The organism is Pseudomonas sp. LG1E9 (genome assembly GCF_003290225.1).
Lineage (GTDB): Bacteria > Pseudomonadota > Gammaproteobacteria > Pseudomonadales > Pseudomonadaceae > Aquipseudomonas > Aquipseudomonas cyclaminis.
Genome location: NZ_CP029983.1, coordinates 3,984,286 through 4,000,044, shown reverse-complemented (window position 1 = coordinate 4,000,044; position 15,759 = coordinate 3,984,286). Strand labels below are relative to the sequence as shown.

The window sequence follows — 15,759 nt, the reverse complement described above, 5'->3', positions numbered from 1 at the left end:
TTCAGTGTTATGAAGATCGTATTCCAGGCATAAAAAAACGCCGCGTACCTTGCGATACGCGGCGTTTTTTCACATCAACACCTTAGGCTTGAATCACCGGTATGTTGGCGCTTGCTGCGATCTTGCGGAACTCAGCGATCTGGTCGAAGTTCAGGTAGCGGTAGACGTCACTGGCCATGGTGTCCAGTTTCGCCGCGTAGCCCATGTACTCTTCGACGGTCGGCAGGCGACCCAGGGTAGAGGCCACTGCCGCCAGCTCAGCCGAGGCCAGGTAGACGTTCGCGCCATCACCCAGACGGTTCGGGAAGTTACGGGTCGAGGTCGACACAACGGTCGAGTTCGGTTCTACACGTGCCTGGTTACCCATGCACAGCGAGCAGCCCGGCATTTCCATGCGCGCGCCAGCCTTGCCGTAGATACCGTAGTAGCCTTCTTCGGTCAGTTGGTGAGCGTCCATCTTGGTCGGCGGCGACAGCCACAGACGGGTTGGCAGCTGCCCCTTGACCTGTTCCAGCAACTTGCCGGCAGCGCGGAAGTGACCGATGTTGGTCATGCACGAACCGATGAACACTTCGTCGATCTTCTCGCCAGCAACACTCGACAGCAGACGAGCATCGTCCGGGTCGTTCGGTGCGCAGAGGATCGGCTCGTTGATTTCGGCCAGGTCGATCTCGATGATTTCGGCGTATTCCGCGTCGGCATCGGCTTCCATCAGCTCTGGGTTGGCAACCCAGGCTTCCATCGCTTGGGCACGACGTTCCAGGGTACGTGGATCACCGTAGCCTTCGCCGATCATCCAGCGCAGCAGGGTGATGTTGGAGTTCAGGTACTCGGTGACGGACTCTTTCGACAGCTTGATGGTGCAACCGGCAGCCGAACGTTCGGCCGAGGCGTCGGACAGCTCGAAAGCCTGCTCCAGCGTCAGGTCGTTCAGGCCTTCGATTTCCAGGATGCGGCCCGAGAAGGCGTTTTTCTTGCCTTTCTTCTCGACGGTCAGCAGACCGGACTGGATCGCGTAGTAAGGAATGGCATGAACCAGGTCACGTAGGGTGATGCCAGGTTTCATTTTGCCTTTGAAGCGCACCAGGATCGATTCCGGCATGTCCAGTGGCATTACGCCAGTGGCTGCGGCGAAGGCGACCAGGCCGGAACCGGCCGGGAACGAGATGCCCATCGGGAAACGGGTGTGGGAGTCACCACCGGTACCGACGGTATCCGGCAGCAGCATGCGGTTCAGCCAGCTGTGGATGATGCCGTCGCCTGGGCGCAGCGATACGCCGCCACGGGTCATGATGAAGTCAGGCAGGGTGTGGTGGGTGGTCACGTCGATCGGCTTTGGATAGGCCGCGGTGTGGCAGAAGGACTGCATCACCAGGTCGGTCGAGAAGCCCAGGCACGCCAGGTCTTTCAGTTCGTCACGGGTCATCGGACCGGTGGTGTCCTGGGAACCCACGGTGGTCATCTTCGGTTCGCAGTACGTACCTGGACGAACGCCTTTGCCTTCCGGCAGGCCGCAGGCCTTGCCGACCATTTTCTGCGCCAGGGTGAAACCCTTGCCGGTGTCGACAGGCGCTTCAGGCAGCTTGAACAGGTCGGTAGGGCCCAGGCCGAGTTCGGCGCGAGCCTTGTCGGTCAGGCCACGGCCGATGATCAGCGGGATACGGCCGCCGGCGCGGACTTCGTCCAACAATACCGGGGTCTTCATTTCGAAGGTGGTCAGGACTTCGTCGGTGCCGTGTTTACAGACTTTGCCAGCATGGGGGTACAGGTCGATCACGTCGCCCATGTTCATGTTGGTAACGTCGAATTCGATCGGCAGTGCGCCGGCATCTTCCATGGTGTTGTAGAAGATCGGAGCGATCTTGCTGCCGAAGCAGAAGCCGCCGGCGCGCTTGTTCGGCACGTAAGGAACGTCGTCGCCGAAGAACCACAATACCGAGTTGGTCGCCGATTTACGCGACGAACCGGTACCGACCACGTCACCGACGTAGGCGATCGGGAAGCCTTGGCCACGCATCTCTTCGATCTGCTTCATCGGGCCAGTCTTGCCTTGCTCGTCCGGCACGATGCCTTCGCGAGCCATTTTCAGCATGGCCAGGGCGTGCAGCGGGATATCTGGACGGGACCAGGCATCAGGCGCAGGGGACAGGTCGTCGGTGTTGGTTTCGCCGGTGACCTTGAACACGCGCAGGCTGATCTTGTCGGCCAGGGTAGGGCGGTTGCGGAACCATTCGCCGTCAGCCCAGGACTGGATCACGCCTTTGGCGTGCTCGTTGCCGTTCTTGGCTTTTTCGGCCACGTCGTGGAACGCATCGAACATCAGCAGGGTGTGCTTGAGTTGGGCGGCAGCGACAGGCGCAAGCGTGGCGTCGTCCAGCAGCTCGACCAACGTCACGATGTTGTAGCCGCCTTGCATGGTGCCAAGCAGTTCAACAGCGCGTTTCTTGTCGATCAGGGGGGAAGTGGCTTCGCCCTTGGCCAGGGCAGACAGGAAACCGGCCTTGACGTAGGCAGCTTCGTCAACACCTGGTGGAATGCGGTTGGTGATCAGGTCAACGAGGAATTCTTCTTCGCCAGCCGGAGGATTTTTCAGCAGCTCGACCAGGCCTGCGGTTTGTTCGGCGTTAAGCGGCTGGGGAACAATACCCAGGGCTGCACGCTCTTCGATATGTTTGCGGTAGGCTTCAAGCACAGTTATTACCCTCATCAGTGGTCCCACGGGACGCTCATCCAGAAATGAACGGCACGCATGCGCTCGGGGGCTTTTTGGGCCGCAAAGCCAGCGCTGCCGGCATTCCTCACAGAAGCTGCTTTCAAAGTTTTACGCCTGCAGAACGGAGCTGATGAGGGTTGGCGCGGTTTTTGACCTACCGGGGTCAAACCCGCGCCAACACCGTTCTGAAGGAACGACTGTGCTCGTGACGCTTTGAAAACAGCTTCCAGCGGATTATTGGCGCCTTACAAGGCCGGATGATTCTACGGCAAAAAATTTCTAAAGGTAAGTTGCCATGGCAAGTTTGCTGGGTGATCAACCTTAGACAAAGGGCTAACATGGCGCACTGTTTCGCTGATTTGTGTGTTGTTGCCCATGCCCAACCAAACCATCAAGACCCCCTGCGTCGGCCTGTGCTCCACGGTTTACGGCGACCTGGTGTGCCGTGGCTGCAAGCGCTTCCACCACGAAGTGATCCTGTGGAATGGCTACAACGAAGAGCAAAAACGTGCGGTTTGGCTGCGTCTGGAGCAACTGCTGGTGCAGGTGATGGCCGGCAAACTGGAGATTTTCGACCCCAAGACCCTGCGCGGTCAGTTGGAACAGCGCAAGATCCGCTTCGTGCCGCACCAGTCCGAGTACTGCTGGGCTTATCAGTTGATTGCCCGTGGCGCGCGGGTCATCAATAACCTGGAGGCGTACGGCATGGTGCTGTTGCCGGAGTTTCGTGATTGGGCCTTGCCGGACCTGCGCGATGCGATTGACCGTGAGTTCTTTATCCTTTCCGAGGCGCATTACCAGCGCTATATCGCGCCGGGTTTCCTGAAAGATGCGCTCGCTGACTGACAGCAGATATCCAATATGTGGGAGAGGGCTGGCCCCCTTCCACATTGAGTTCTTCATTGTTCTTCAGGGTTTGGTCGCAAGCTCTTGGAGGTGATCCATTAAAGTCTGCGGCTTGAGCACCAACACATCACTTTCTACAGCATCCAGTATCACCTCTGCCGTATTGCCGATCAGTGCACCGGAAATGCCGGTGCGCGCTACGGTGCCGATGATGGTCACGGCCGCCTGCAGTGTGTGGGCAAAATGTGGAATCAATACGTCGGCCGGGCCTTCCTCGATATGCAGGTGTTTGTCATCGACATCGAACTCGGCCTGAAATGCCCGGCACTGCTCGCGGTAGCGCGCCTCGATGGTTTCCTTGAGCTGGAAGGTCGGGTCGGCTGCCGACAGCATCGGTGACGGATGGGCGCTGATCACATGCAGTTGCGCCTTGGCCAGGCTGGCGATATCAAAGCCATGGTCGATGATCGCGTTGTGCAACGAGCGATGCTCACCATCGTTATTTCCCACATCGATGGCCGCCAGAATCACCTTGCCGGCCCACGGTGCAGCGGTCTTGACCAACAGTACCGGCGTCGGGCAGTACCGCAGCAGCTTCCAGTCCCCCGGCGTCAACAGCGCCTTTTTCAGCGGGCTGTCGGGAAAGTGTTGCTTGACCACCAGGCCGCAGCCCTCGGCCTGCTGCACGTCGATAATGGTTTCATGCAGGCTGTTATTCCAGGCCTGCTCGGTGGTGACGCTGTAGCCATCCTCCTGCAAGCCCGCCTTGAGCACACTCAGCAGCGCCGAATGCTCATGTTTCTTGTCGCAGACCAGCAAGTGCAGGTGCGCGCCGGTGACCCCGGCGATCAGCTTGGCGCGCTTGAGGGCCAGGCTCTCTGAGTGCTCGGGCTCGATGACCACCAGGATGCTGCGGATGGCTTGCATGGTGGGGAACTCCAAAAGAGTGGGCGTGGGGTAACTATAGTTGCTGCCCGGCAGCCGTCATGTTGATGCACATCAAGGCCAGTGGCTGGTGGTCTGCGGCGTGGTCGGTATAATCGCCGGCCTTTTGTGATCCTTTTGCCCGTGAGCCCGATGAACCTGCCAGAAATCCACGAATTCCTCGGTTGCCGCACCCCTGACGCCTGGGTCCAGGCCGCATTGGCCGACCAGGAAACCCTGCTGATCGACCACAAGAACTGCGAATTCAAAGCCGCGAGCACCGCCCTGAGCCTGATCGCCAAGTACCACGGCCATGTCGACCTGATCAACATGATGTCGCGCCTGGCCCGCGAAGAGCTGGTGCACCACGAGCAAGTCATGCGCCTGATGAAAAAGCGCAAGATCGAACTGCGCCAGTTGCACGCCAGCCGCTATGCCTCGGGTTTGCGCAAGGTTGTGCGCAGTCATGAGCCAGTTAAGCTGGTGGACACTCTGGTGGTCGGCGCTTTTATCGAAGCGCGCAGTTGCGAGCGATTCGAAGCGCTGGTGCCGCATTTGGACGAAGAGCTCAGCAAGTTCTACTTCGGCCTGCTGAAAAGCGAAGCGCGGCATTTCCAGGGTTACTTGAAACTGGCTTATCAGTACGGCGACGCCAAGGATATTGCCCAGGTGATCGAGCGGGTCAGAGCGGCCGAGCAGGAATTGATCGAGTCACCTGACGTCGAGTTCCGCTTTCACAGTGGCGTGCCAGCCTGACGCCACGGCCACGCCGAGCAAGGTGGTGATCGCCGTCAGTAGCAGGATCACTGTTTGCGTGCCAAGTGGCGCTGCGAGTACGGCAATCATCAGCCCTGCCAAGGGTTGCGGCAGGTTATTGAGCAAGGTGATCACGCCCACCGTCTTACCGAAGTCCTGCGCCGGAATCACCCGCTGACGGGTGCTGCGCAGGTACACGTTGAACATCTTGTCGAAACCGGTGACCAGCAGGAAACCCAAGGTGTAGCCCCACAAGGTAGGGCTGACCGCCATGATCAACGCCCCTGCGGCAATCGTTGAATACGACAGCCCGCCCATGACCTTCAGCGCCAATGACGAGCGTGCCAGGTAAGACAGGATGACGATGGTGGCGACCGCGCCGGCAGCTTGCAGCAGGGCGTAGGTATCCTTGCTGGCGGCATATTGGCCCGTAACCATTGCCGCCGATGTGGCCAGTGTCACGCCAATCAACAGGTTCACGCCGACAGCGAGGGTAATGACCCGCTTCAGTTCCGCCAGGCTGCGGATATGCCCGAAGGCAATGCGCAGCGGCTGCCACCAGATGTCACGGTGCTGTGCATGGCTTTGCAGGCTCACCGTGGTAGTGCGTTGCCAGATCAGCATGGCCAGGTCTGCCAGCACAAACAGCCCGCCGACACCCAGCACCACCCAATGCCAAGGCCATATTTCGAGCATCAGCGCTGCCACAAGCGGGCCCAGCACCAGGCCGCTCTGGTCGGCGATTTGTGAATAGGACAAGGTCTTGGTGTAGGTGTAGTGCTTGAAGATATGCGGCATCAGCACCTCACGGGCCATGATGCCTTGGGTGGTCAGCACGCCGCACAATGCAGACAGCAGCACCAGCCAGTAGATACCGTCGAATATCCCGTACAGTGCCACCGCCAGCACACACGCCAACGCCCGGTAGGCCTGGCTGATGTGCAGGATGCGTACCGGCGAATACTTGTCGCACAGGGCGCCGCACACCGGGAAGGCCAGGAAGCGAGGCAGCGATTCGATAAAAAATGCCAGGCCTGCCCACGACACGCTTCGCGTGGTCTGGAATACGATCAGCGGCACGATAAACAGCAGGATCTGGTCCGCCAGGCGCGACAGGAACAGCGAAACAAAGAACGCCAAGTAATCCTTGCGCATACAACTCCCTGTGAATGGCGTTAAAGAGTGCGGGCTATTTGTAAAAAACTCTTAATAACATGAAGCTTGCGTGGCAGCGTCCGGCTGAATGCTTCAGTTACCCAGCTTGCCACCTATAATGCGCGCTCTTCAATCCGCGTGCGCACACAGAGAACGTATGGAAAACCTGGGTCAGGGTAAGGTTCTGCTCATTGAGGACGACGAAAAGCTGGCGGGGCTGATTGCGCATTTTCTATCACAGCATGGCTTCGAGCCCCGTGTGGTGCACCGAGGCGATGAAGCCCTGGCGGCGTTCCTGGCGTTCAAGCCGAAAATCGTCGTACTCGACCTGATGCTGCCGGGCCAGAGCGGCCTGCAGGTGTGCCGCGAGATTCGTAGCGTTTCCGACACCCCCATCGTCATCCTCACTGCCAAGGAGGATGACCTGGACCATATCCTCGGCCTGGAATCCGGCGCCGATGACTACGTGATCAAACCGATCAAGCCGCCGGTGCTGCTGGCGCGCCTGCGCGCGCTGCAACGTCGCCAGCTGCCGGAGCCGACCGTGCGCGGGGCACTGGCATTCGGTCGATTGGCCATCGACCGCAGTTGCCGGATGGTCAGTCTGGGTGACGACAAGATCGACCTCACCACCATGGAATTCGAACTGCTGTGGTTGCTGGCCAGCAACGCCGGCACCATCCTTTCTCGCGATGACATTCTCAACCGCATGCGCGGCATTGCATTCGACGGCCTTAACCGCAGCGTCGACGTGTACATCAGCAAACTGCGCGGCAAGCTCAACGACAATCCCCGCGAACCGGTGTGCATCAAGACCATCTGGGGCAAGGGTTATCTGTTCAATCCGTTCGCGTGGGAGGTCTAGATGCTGCGCTTGTACATGCGCCTGTACATCATCCTGGCGCTCGGTTTGGCGGGGGCGATCTGGCTGGTCAACTACACCTTCGATGAGCTGCTGCCCGAAGCCAACGAAACCTATAACCGCGAAGCCATGCGCGGCCCGGCGTATGGCCTGGTGGAACAACTGCGCCTGCTGCCGACCGATGCTCGCCCGGCGCGGCTGGCCGAGCTGCAGCCCCATTACGGCTTGCTGCTCAAGCTGGTTCATCGTGATGAGTTGGCCCTGAGCCCCCGTGAACAACAATTGCTGGCAGACGGGCGCCTGGTGGTGCGCGGTGACTTCATGGAGTTCATTGCCCGTATCGACAGCAGCCCGCAACTGCTCGAAATCAAACTCCCCGAAGAGCCTAAATGGCTGTACCTGTGGGCCTACAGCCTGCTGGGCCTGTGCCTTGCGGTGGTGCTGTATTTCTGGGTGCGCCCGCACTGGCGTGATCTGGAGCACATCCGCCTGGCCGCGCAACGTTTTGGCGACAACGACCTCGGCTCGCGCATCCTGCTGCCGCGCCGTTCCACCGTGCGCGAACTGGCCGGGCACTTCAATCAAATGGCCGAGCGCATCGAGAGCCTGATCGCCAACCAGCGCGAACTGACCAACGCGGTGTCCCATGAGCTGCGCACGCCCATTGCGCGCTTGTCGTTCGAACTCGACCAGCTCAAGCAGCAGGCCGATCCGCGTCAACGCGGCGAGTTGATCGCCGATATGTACGCCGACCTGGGCGAACTGGAAGAAATGGTCTCCGAACTGCTGACCTACGCCAGCCTGGAGCGCGGTGCGACCCAGGTCACCCGCGAGCCCATCGAAGCCCACAGCTGGCTCGACAGCGTGATCGGCAGCGTCGCGCTGGAAGCGGAGGCGGCGGGCATCCAGTTGTCGCTGCGTGCCTGTGAGGTGGATGTGATCCAGATCGAACCGCGCTTCATGGCGCGGGCGGTGATCAACCTGCTGCGCAACGCCATCCGCTACGCCGAGCACCGCGTGGACGTGTCGCTGATCAAATTCGGCAACGGTTATGAGGTGCGGGTGTGCGACGACGGCCCCGGTGTGCCCGAGGACGGACGAGCGAAAATCTTCCAGCCGTTTATGCGCCTGGACGCCAGCCGCGACCGCCGCACCGGCGGCTTCGGCCTGGGCCTGGCGCTGGTGCAGCGAGTGTCCCAGTGGCACGGCGGGCAGGTGCACGTGGTGGATTCGCAATGGGGTGGGGCGTCGTTTCGGATGACCTGGGCGTATGCCGAATAACGTCGTCGCCCCCCGTTCTTTTTGTGCCAGGCTTTAGCGATCCAGCGTACTCAAGATCGCATGGGCCACCTTCACCCGCTCCGCATTCGGGTAGTTCTTGTTCGCCAGGATCACCACCCCCAATCCCTTGCTCGGCACGTAGGCCACATAGGCACCAAACCCGTTGGTCGAGCCGGTCTTGTTCACCAGGGTGTTGGCATGGGGCGCCAGCGCCGGCGTTAGCCAGTTGACCTTGTGCGGTTCCATGGCCATGGGTGTGGAGTTGCCGTCAATCAACGCATCGAGCGTGATGGGGTAGGGGTACATTTCCCAGCCCAGGCCCTGGGTCATGCCGTCGACGGTGTAGTAGCCGGTATGAGTGATGGCGATTGCCTGTTGCACGGCGGTTTCCAGCTTCGCGGAGCGCATGTTGGCTTGCACATAACGCAGCAGGTCCGAGGCGCTGGTCTTGATGCCGTACGCCTCGCTGTCCATGGCGCCGGGGCCGACGCGCACCGGCTTGCCATCCTTGCCGTAGCCTTGGGCGTACAGGTTCATCTGGCTTGTCGGCACTTTGACGAAGGTGTGCTTGAGCCCGAGTTTGGGCAGCAGGGTCTTTTCCATCGCCTGGTCGAACGGCTGCTTGAGGCTCTGCGCCGCGAGGTAACCGAACAGGCCCAGGCTCGGGTTGGAATACAACCGCTGGGTGCCAGGGGCGAAGTCGGGTTTCCACTGCTGGAAGTAGCTGATCATGTGCTGGTTGTTGTCCGCCTCAGGCGGAAATTGCAGGGGCAGGCCTCCGGCGGTGTAGGTGCCCAGGTTAAGCACGCTGATGTGGTCGAACTTGCCGCCGCCCAGCGCAGGCAGGTAGTCGCTGGCCGGGGCCGACAGCTTGAGTCTGCCGGTGGCTGCTGCATAACCGGCGAGGGTGGCGGTGAAGGTTTTGCTGACCGAACCGATTTCGAACAGGGTGTTTTCGTTGACGGGCTGCCGCGTCTCCCGGGACGCGACGCCATAGTTGAAATACTGCACGTTGCCGTCCTGAACCACGCCGACGACAAGTCCGGCAATGGCCTGTTGCTGCATCAGCGGCTTGACACTGGCGTCCACCACCGCTTGCAGGTCAGTGGCGGCCAGGCAGTTGCTGGCAGCGAGAAGGGCGGCTATCGCCGTGACAGTGCGCATGCCGGAGAGCATAGAGAGGGGCATGAGAGGGTTTCCATGAAAGTGATCGAAAAAAAAGACCCTGCGCGGGCGAGGCAAATATAGGCAGTTCGCCAGCGCTGGGCAAACGATGACGTCGCTTGCCTGGCTGTAGCGGAAAAGGCCAGCGTAACGACTATTTTAGAAACATAATGAAACATTCGCCGATGCGCGCCGCTCTACCGCTACACCTGTACAGAGTTATTCCATGAAAACACCGCGCCCCTCCGCTCGTATGCCTCACCTTACCCAACTGCGAAACCTGAAGATGGCGCGCTCGGCCCACGCCTATGTACGCGGCAGTACCGTGCAGTTCTACGACTGGCTGCACAGTTTGCCGGGGCGTCGTTTGCCCAACGGGCCCGCGATCTGGATCTGCGGCGATTGCCATGCCGGAAACCTGGGTCCCACCGGCGACAACGAAGGCCGCATCGATATGCATATCCGCGACCTGGACCAGGCTGTGATCGGCAACCCGGCCCACGACCTGGTGCGCCTGGCCTTGTCCCTGGCGACCGCCGCGCGAGGCTCGGACCTCCCTGGTGTGACCACCGCACGCATGCTCGAAGAAATGATGCTGGGCTACGAACAGGCCTTCAAAGATAAGCCCGACGAAGCACCGCCACGCCCGTCCCAGGTCAAGGCTGGCATGCGCAGCGCGGTGGCGCGCACCTGGAAGCACCTGGCGCGTGAACGCATCGAAAGCGCCCGGCCGACCATCCCGCTGGGCAAGCATTTCTGGGCGTTGTCGCGGGCTGAAAAAAGCGCGCTGGAAGGCGTCTGTGCGTCGGATGAGATCCACCAATTGGTCACCTCGCTCAAAGGTCGGCCCAAGGACGCCAAGGTCGAACTCCTGGATTGTGCTTACTGGGTCAAGGGCTGCAGCTCCCTGGGTCTGTTGCGTTACGCGGCCTTGCTCGGCGTGGGCGACAAGGATGATCAGGAGTATTGCCTGATCGACATCAAGGAGGCGGTCGGCGCCGCTGCGCCCCGAGCCGCACGGGCGAAGATGCCCAGGGATAATGGCCGCCGGGTGGTTGAAGCTGCGCGGCAGCTGTCACCGGGCCTGGGCGGACGCATGGTCGCGGCGCGGTTTCTGGATCACGGGTTTTTTATTCGGGAACTGCTGCCACAGGACATGAAGTTGGAACTCGATGAGTTGAGCGAGACTGACGCTATGCACGCCGCGGGTTATCTGGCGCGGGTGGTTGGCGTTGCTCATGCGCGGCAGATGGACCGAGCGACCCGCAAGGGGTGGATGGCGACGTTGCAGGAGAACCGGTCGAGGGAATTGGATGCGCCCTCATGGTTGTGGACCAGTGTGGTGCAGTTGGTGGGGAGTCATGAACAGGGGTATTTGAACCATTGTCGGCGGTATGCTTTGGAGCACTGACCCAGGGCGCTAGAGTGAACAAGATACCCCGTAGATACCGCACACATTTCTCCCTTGCGCTTGCCCGGTGAGCGTCAAGACGGTATCTACGGCGGCGGGGCAACGAGGTGGAGATGCTCATGGCCGGCGCGCCGCAACGCCGGTCATGCCAGGTATTTGCGAAACCAGCCCAGCGTTCTTTCCCACGCCAGGTTCGCCGCTGCTTCGTCATAACGCGGCGTCGAGTCGTTGTGGAAGCCGTGATTGGCACCCTTGTAGATGAACGCTTCATAGGTTGTGCCGGCCGCTTTCAAGGCTTTCTCGTACGGCGGCCAGCCTTCGTTGATGCGTGTATCCAGTTCGCCGAAGTGCAGCATGATCGGCGCCTTGATACGCGGTACGTCCTTGGCCTCAGGTTGGCGGCCGTAGAAGGAGACCGCTGCGCCCAGTTCGGGGTAGGCCACCGCTGCCGCGTTGGTCACGCCGCCGCCGTAGCAGAAGCCGGTGATGCCGACTTTGCCGGTGCTGCTGTCGTGGTGCATCAGCCATTCGATGGCGGCGAAGAAGTCGTTCATCAGTTTGGTCGGATCGACGGTCTGTTGCAGTGCCACGCCTTTTTCATCATTGCCGGGGTAGCCGCCAACGGAGGTCAGGCCATCCGGGGCCAGGGCAATAAAGCCGGCTTTGGCCAGGCGTCGGGCGACGTCTTCGATATAGGGGTTCAGGCCACGGTTTTCGTGCACTACCACCACCGCCGGCAACTTGCCCGCTGCCTTGGCCGGGCGCACTAGGTAGCCGCGTACCGTGCCGTTGCCCTTGGGCGAGGGGTAGGTGATGTAGTCGGCGACGATGTCCGGGTCGGTGAATTTCACTTGCTCGGCCAGGGCGTAATTGGGGCTTAGGGCGGCGAGCAGTGCGCCAGCGCTCATGCCTGCGAAGGTGAACAACGCCGCACGGTCGAGAAATTCACGGCGGTTGATCTTGCCGTGGGCGTAGCCGTCGTAGAGTTCCAGCAGTTCGGGGGCAAAGTCTTTCGCGGTGAGACGAGTCATCGGTGCAATCCTCGATTGGCGGTGGCAATCAATGTAGACCAGGTTCAGCCTTCACGGCCACGGGCAGCTACGCTGTCCAGCAGGACATGCGTCTGTGGGGGTACGTCCATTTTTTTTGCGGAGAATTGAATGAAGCGTCGAATGTTAGCCGTAGCCCTTGGTTTTATCGCCAGCGCCCAGGCCGTTGAGTACAAGGACGTCAACCACACCGCCAGCCAGATCAGTTTTACCTACGAGCAACTCGGGCAGCGGATGTATGGCACATTCAAGGAGTTCGAAGGCACCTTGACCTTCGATACGCAGGCGCCGGGGGCGGGGCATGCGTTGCTCAAGATCAAGCTCGCCAGCATCGACGCCGGCAGCGACGATACCAATGACACCCTGCAACGCGCGTCGTGGTTTGATACCGCGACCTACCCGGTGGGCGTGTATGAGTCCACCGGGGTCAAGGCGCTGGGGGATAACCGCTTCCAGATCAGCGGCAACCTGACTATCAAGGGCATCACGCGCCCGGTTGATGTGCAGGTGCTGCTCAAGGAGCTGGATGGCATTGGCGTGTTCGACGGCGAATTCATCCTTGATCGCGGCAATTTCAAGATCGGCGAAGGTGAATGGGCCGGCAACAGCGTGGTGTCCAACGACATCCATATCAAATTCAAAATGGTCGCGCCGCAGCGCTAGCGGGCGACCTTTTTCGCGCCGGCCACGCAGCCGATCACCGCCACTGTCACCAGTACCATGCCCAGGCTCACCTGCTCATGCAGCAGGCCCGCCGCCAGTGCCAGGCCAAAGAACGGTTGCAGCAACTGCAACTGGCCGACGGCCGCGATCCCGCCCTGAGCCAGGCCGCGATACCAGAACACAAACCCGATCAGCATGCTGAACAGCGCCACATAGCCCAGGCTCAGCCAGGCCGGGAGGCTGATGCCGGTGAAACGCGGCGGGGCAAGGATCAGGCTCAGCGGCAGCACCACCGGCAGCGACACCACCAGCGCCCAGCAGATCACCTGCCAACCGCCCAGGCTGCGCGACAGCTTCGCGCCTTCGGCGTATCCCAATCCGCATACCAGCACCGCCAGCAGCATCAGCACATCGCCCGCTGGTGACGCGCTCAAGCCTTGGGCCAAGGCATAACCCATCACCAACGCACTCCCCAGGACCGAAAACACCCAGAACACCGGCCGCGGTCGCTCGCCGCCGCGCAGTACACCAAATACCGCCGTGGCCAGGGGCAGCAGGCCGATAAACACGATTGAGTGCGCAGAGGTCACGTATTGCAGGGCCAGGGCTGTGAGCAGGGGGAAGCCGATCACCACGCCCAGTGAGACGATCACCAGAGGCACCCACTGACCGCGTGCGGGGCGTTTCGCCTTGAGCAGCCACAACAGAAGCAGCCCCAATGCGCCGGCGATGGCGGCGCGGATCATCGTCAGAAACACCGGATCGAATTCCATGACCGCCAAGCGCGTGGCGGGCAGTGAACCGCTGAAAATCACCACGCCGATAAAGCCATTGATCCAACCCTGAGTGCTGCTGTCCAGGGCGCTGAGGGGAGACGTACGTTCCATGAGGGCTGTCCGGAAAAAGAAAAGTTGCGTGGCGCCCATCCTAGGATCGAAGCTTAAGACAATCAAAAAATTGTCATGGATACACCGCCAATGCCCCGCGCCCGCTACAAGTCACTGGTCGACACGTTTGCCGAAGACATCCGCAGCGGGAAAATGCCCCCCGGCATGCGTTTGCCCACCCATCGCCAATTGGCCGCCGACCACGGCCTGGCGCTGGTCACCGCCAGCCGCGTGTACACCGAGCTGGAAGCCATGGGCCTGGTCAGTGGGGAAACCGGGCGCGGCACCTTCGTGCGGGAGATCGCGTTACCGCCAGGGCAGGGCAGTGGGCAGATGGCCATCGCGACGGGCATGCTCGACCTCAATTTCAATTACCCCTCGCTGCCCGGTCAGGCCGACTTGCTGCGCACCGCGCTGCGCCAGTTGGCGCTGTCCGGCGACCTTGAAGCGCTGCTGCGTTATCAACCCCACGCCGGTCGCCTGCATGAGCGAGCCACCATTGCCCGTCACCTGCTGAGCCGAGGGCTGACGGTGGCGGCCGAGCAGGTGCTGGTGGTCAGTGGTGCCCAACATGGGTTAGCGGTGGCGATGATGGCGTTGCTCAAGCCAGGGGATGTGATCGCGGTGGACGCATTGACCTATTCGGGGTTCAAGGTGCTGGCAGAGACCCTGCATCTTGAAATCGTCCCGATTCCCGTCACCGCCAGCGGCCCGGACCTGGCAGCGCTGCGCAACCTGTGTGGCAAGCGCCCGGTGCGTGCGGTGTACAGCATACCGACCCTGCACAATCCGCTGGGCTGGGTGATGGGCATTGAGCAGCGCGAGCAACTGGTAGCCATCGCCCGCCAGCACAACCTGATGATCATCGAAGATGCGGCCTACGCGTTTCTGGCCGAGGACGCACCGCCGCCCTTGGCCAGCCTGGCGCCGGAACGCACGGTGTATGTGGGCGGGTTGTCGAAGAGTGTCGCCACCGGGCTGCGAGTGGGGTTTGTCGCCGCGCCCGCTGCGTGGATGAAGGCGCTGGAACGCACCATCATGGCCACCACCTGGAACGTGCCCGGCGTGATGAGTGCGATCGCCGTGGCCTGGATCGAGGACGGCACCGTCGCCCAACTGGAAGCACAAAAGCGCCAGGATGCCCAGGCTCGGCAAATCTTGGCAGCGCAGGTGCTGAAGGGGCTGGCCTACACCAGCCACCCGTCATCGTATTTTCTGTGGCTGCCTTTGGCGGAAGACGCCCGCGCTGACCAAGTCGCCATGACCTTGCAGCGCGAGGGCGTCTCCGTCTCCACCGCCGAGCCGTTTGCCGTTTCAGCCCACGTGCCCCATGCGTTGCGTCTGGCATTGGGTTCGGTGGACATGCCGGCGCTGCGCGAGGCGTTGCACAAGGTGCGCAGCGTAGTGGCGTGGTGAGCCTACGCTTGCCTTCAGAATTTAAACGCCTGGCGACCGATCAATAGCCAGTGGCCTTTCTGTTTCTGCCAGACCTGGAAGTTTTCGATGTCGGTGGGTACCTCCACGCCACTGTTCACCGCCTGGGCGTGAAAGTGGTTGCGCACCAGCGCCGTGTCGCCTTGCAGGGTGATGGTCTGTTTTTGCATTTCCAGGGTCTTGAAGCCGCTGCGACCGGTCTCGATATCGGCGATGAACTCCTGTTTGTTCTGGATCTTGCCGCTGGAGTGGCCGTAGGTGAGTTGCTCGGCGGTCAGGGCTTGAAGCTGCTTGATATCTTTATGCAGCATGGCTTGGGTCAGGTGATCGACTGCTTGGGCGACGTCTTTGTCGGCAGGGGATGCGGCCACGTAGCCGCTGAACAGGCATAGAAAACCGATCAGTAGTTTGACGTTCTGCATGGATGTTTCCTTATTGTTGTTGGGGATGTTGACGACAGCTATAGTTGTCGTACAACCATGCAATATTTCCTATGGCGATGGAAAGTGAAATTTCGAAATATCCTGAAATTATTGGGTCTCTGGGATTTAGCGCTCTTATACGATGTCCCAACACCTTGAGTTCTTTGAGTTGCCTGATTTCGGCGCTTCCTA

The 15,759-nt window shown here is 60.9% G+C and carries 14 protein-coding genes; 7 read left to right on the top strand and 7 right to left on the bottom strand.

Annotated features, from left to right (window positions below):
• Positions 1–82: 82 nt before the first annotated feature.
• Positions 83–2,692, bottom strand: coding sequence for a bifunctional aconitate hydratase 2/2-methylisocitrate dehydratase (gene acnB / locus DNK50_RS18245; RefSeq protein ID WP_099585364.1), 2,610 nt, complete (start codon positions 2,690–2,692; stop codon positions 83–85).
• 396 nt (positions 2,693–3,088) lie between these two features.
• Between acnB and DNK50_RS18240 the strand changes: the two genes are divergently transcribed.
• A complete protein-coding gene (locus tag DNK50_RS18240) occupies positions 3,089–3,559 on the top strand; it encodes a DUF1289 domain-containing protein (protein ID WP_112195599.1) in 471 nt (156 codons plus the stop codon).
• Between the two features lie 63 nt (positions 3,560–3,622).
• Here DNK50_RS18240 and DNK50_RS18235 read toward each other — a convergent pair whose 3' ends face one another.
• Positions 3,623–4,486 carry a universal stress protein gene (locus DNK50_RS18235; RefSeq protein ID WP_112195597.1) on the bottom strand — a complete coding sequence of 288 codons (864 nt, stop codon included), beginning with the start codon at positions 4,484–4,486 and terminating at the stop codon, positions 3,623–3,625.
• 150 nt (positions 4,487–4,636) lie between these two features.
• Between DNK50_RS18235 and DNK50_RS18225 the strand changes: the two genes are divergently transcribed.
• On the top strand, positions 4,637–5,239 hold the full coding sequence (locus DNK50_RS18225) for a tRNA-(ms[2]io[6]A)-hydroxylase (RefSeq protein ID WP_112195593.1): 603 nt from the start codon (positions 4,637–4,639) through the stop codon (positions 5,237–5,239).
• On the opposite strand, the gene DNK50_RS18220 is transcribed toward DNK50_RS18225, so the two are convergent.
• The gene (locus tag DNK50_RS18220) at positions 5,195–6,394 is read right to left on the bottom strand and encodes an MFS transporter (RefSeq protein ID WP_112195591.1); all 1,200 of its coding nucleotides are present in this window, start codon (positions 6,392–6,394) and stop codon (positions 5,195–5,197) included. The two genes, DNK50_RS18225 and DNK50_RS18220, sit on opposite strands and share 45 nt — an antisense overlap.
• 157 nt (positions 6,395–6,551) lie before the next feature.
• Here DNK50_RS18220 and DNK50_RS18215 point away from each other — a divergent pair, with 157 nt between their 5' ends.
• Complete coding sequence (locus DNK50_RS18215) at positions 6,552–7,259, top strand: winged helix-turn-helix domain-containing protein (RefSeq protein WP_112195589.1); 708 nt, start codon at positions 6,552–6,554, stop codon at positions 7,257–7,259.
• Positions 7,260–8,537, top strand: coding sequence for an ATP-binding protein (locus DNK50_RS18210; RefSeq protein ID WP_099585357.1), 1,278 nt, complete (start codon positions 7,260–7,262; stop codon positions 8,535–8,537). It begins immediately after the preceding gene.
• Positions 8,538–8,570: 33 nt separating this feature from the next.
• On the opposite strand, the gene ampC is transcribed toward DNK50_RS18210, so the two are convergent.
• Entirely contained in the window at positions 8,571–9,701 is a 1,131-nt protein-coding gene (ampC, locus tag DNK50_RS18205) for a class C beta-lactamase (RefSeq protein WP_371929528.1), read from the bottom strand.
• A 226-nt stretch (positions 9,702–9,927) separates the two neighbouring features.
• Here ampC and DNK50_RS18200 point away from each other — a divergent pair, with 226 nt between their 5' ends.
• The gene (locus DNK50_RS18200) at positions 9,928–11,112 is read left to right on the top strand and encodes a DUF2252 family protein (protein ID WP_112195585.1); all 1,185 of its coding nucleotides are present in this window, start codon (positions 9,928–9,930) and stop codon (positions 11,110–11,112) included.
• A 143-nt stretch (positions 11,113–11,255) separates the two neighbouring features.
• On the opposite strand, the gene yghX is transcribed toward DNK50_RS18200, so the two are convergent.
• Positions 11,256–12,143 carry a YghX family hydrolase gene (yghX, locus tag DNK50_RS18195; protein WP_099585354.1) on the bottom strand — a complete coding sequence of 296 codons (888 nt, stop codon included), beginning with the start codon at positions 12,141–12,143 and terminating at the stop codon, positions 11,256–11,258.
• A gap of 129 nt (positions 12,144–12,272) precedes the next feature.
• Here yghX and DNK50_RS18190 point away from each other — a divergent pair, with 129 nt between their 5' ends.
• Positions 12,273–12,824 (top strand): YceI family protein, encoded by a 552-nt coding sequence (locus DNK50_RS18190; protein WP_112195583.1) that lies wholly within the window; start codon positions 12,273–12,275, stop codon positions 12,822–12,824.
• Here the strand turns inward: DNK50_RS18190 and DNK50_RS18185 are convergent.
• Positions 12,821–13,711, bottom strand: a complete 891-nt coding sequence (locus DNK50_RS18185) for a DMT family transporter (protein ID WP_112195581.1) — start codon at positions 13,709–13,711, stop codon at positions 12,821–12,823. The two genes, DNK50_RS18190 and DNK50_RS18185, sit on opposite strands and share 4 nt — an antisense overlap.
• A 90-nt stretch (positions 13,712–13,801) precedes the next feature.
• Between DNK50_RS18185 and DNK50_RS18180 the strand changes: the two genes are divergently transcribed.
• Entirely contained in the window at positions 13,802–15,127 is a 1,326-nt protein-coding gene (locus DNK50_RS18180; RefSeq protein WP_112195580.1) for a PLP-dependent aminotransferase family protein, read from the top strand.
• A gap of 14 nt (positions 15,128–15,141) precedes the next feature.
• Here the strand turns inward: DNK50_RS18180 and DNK50_RS18175 are convergent, their stop codons facing one another.
• Entirely contained in the window at positions 15,142–15,567 is a 426-nt protein-coding gene (locus DNK50_RS18175) for a nuclear transport factor 2 family protein (protein WP_099585350.1), read from the bottom strand.
• Between the last annotated feature and the right edge of the window lie 192 nt (positions 15,568–15,759).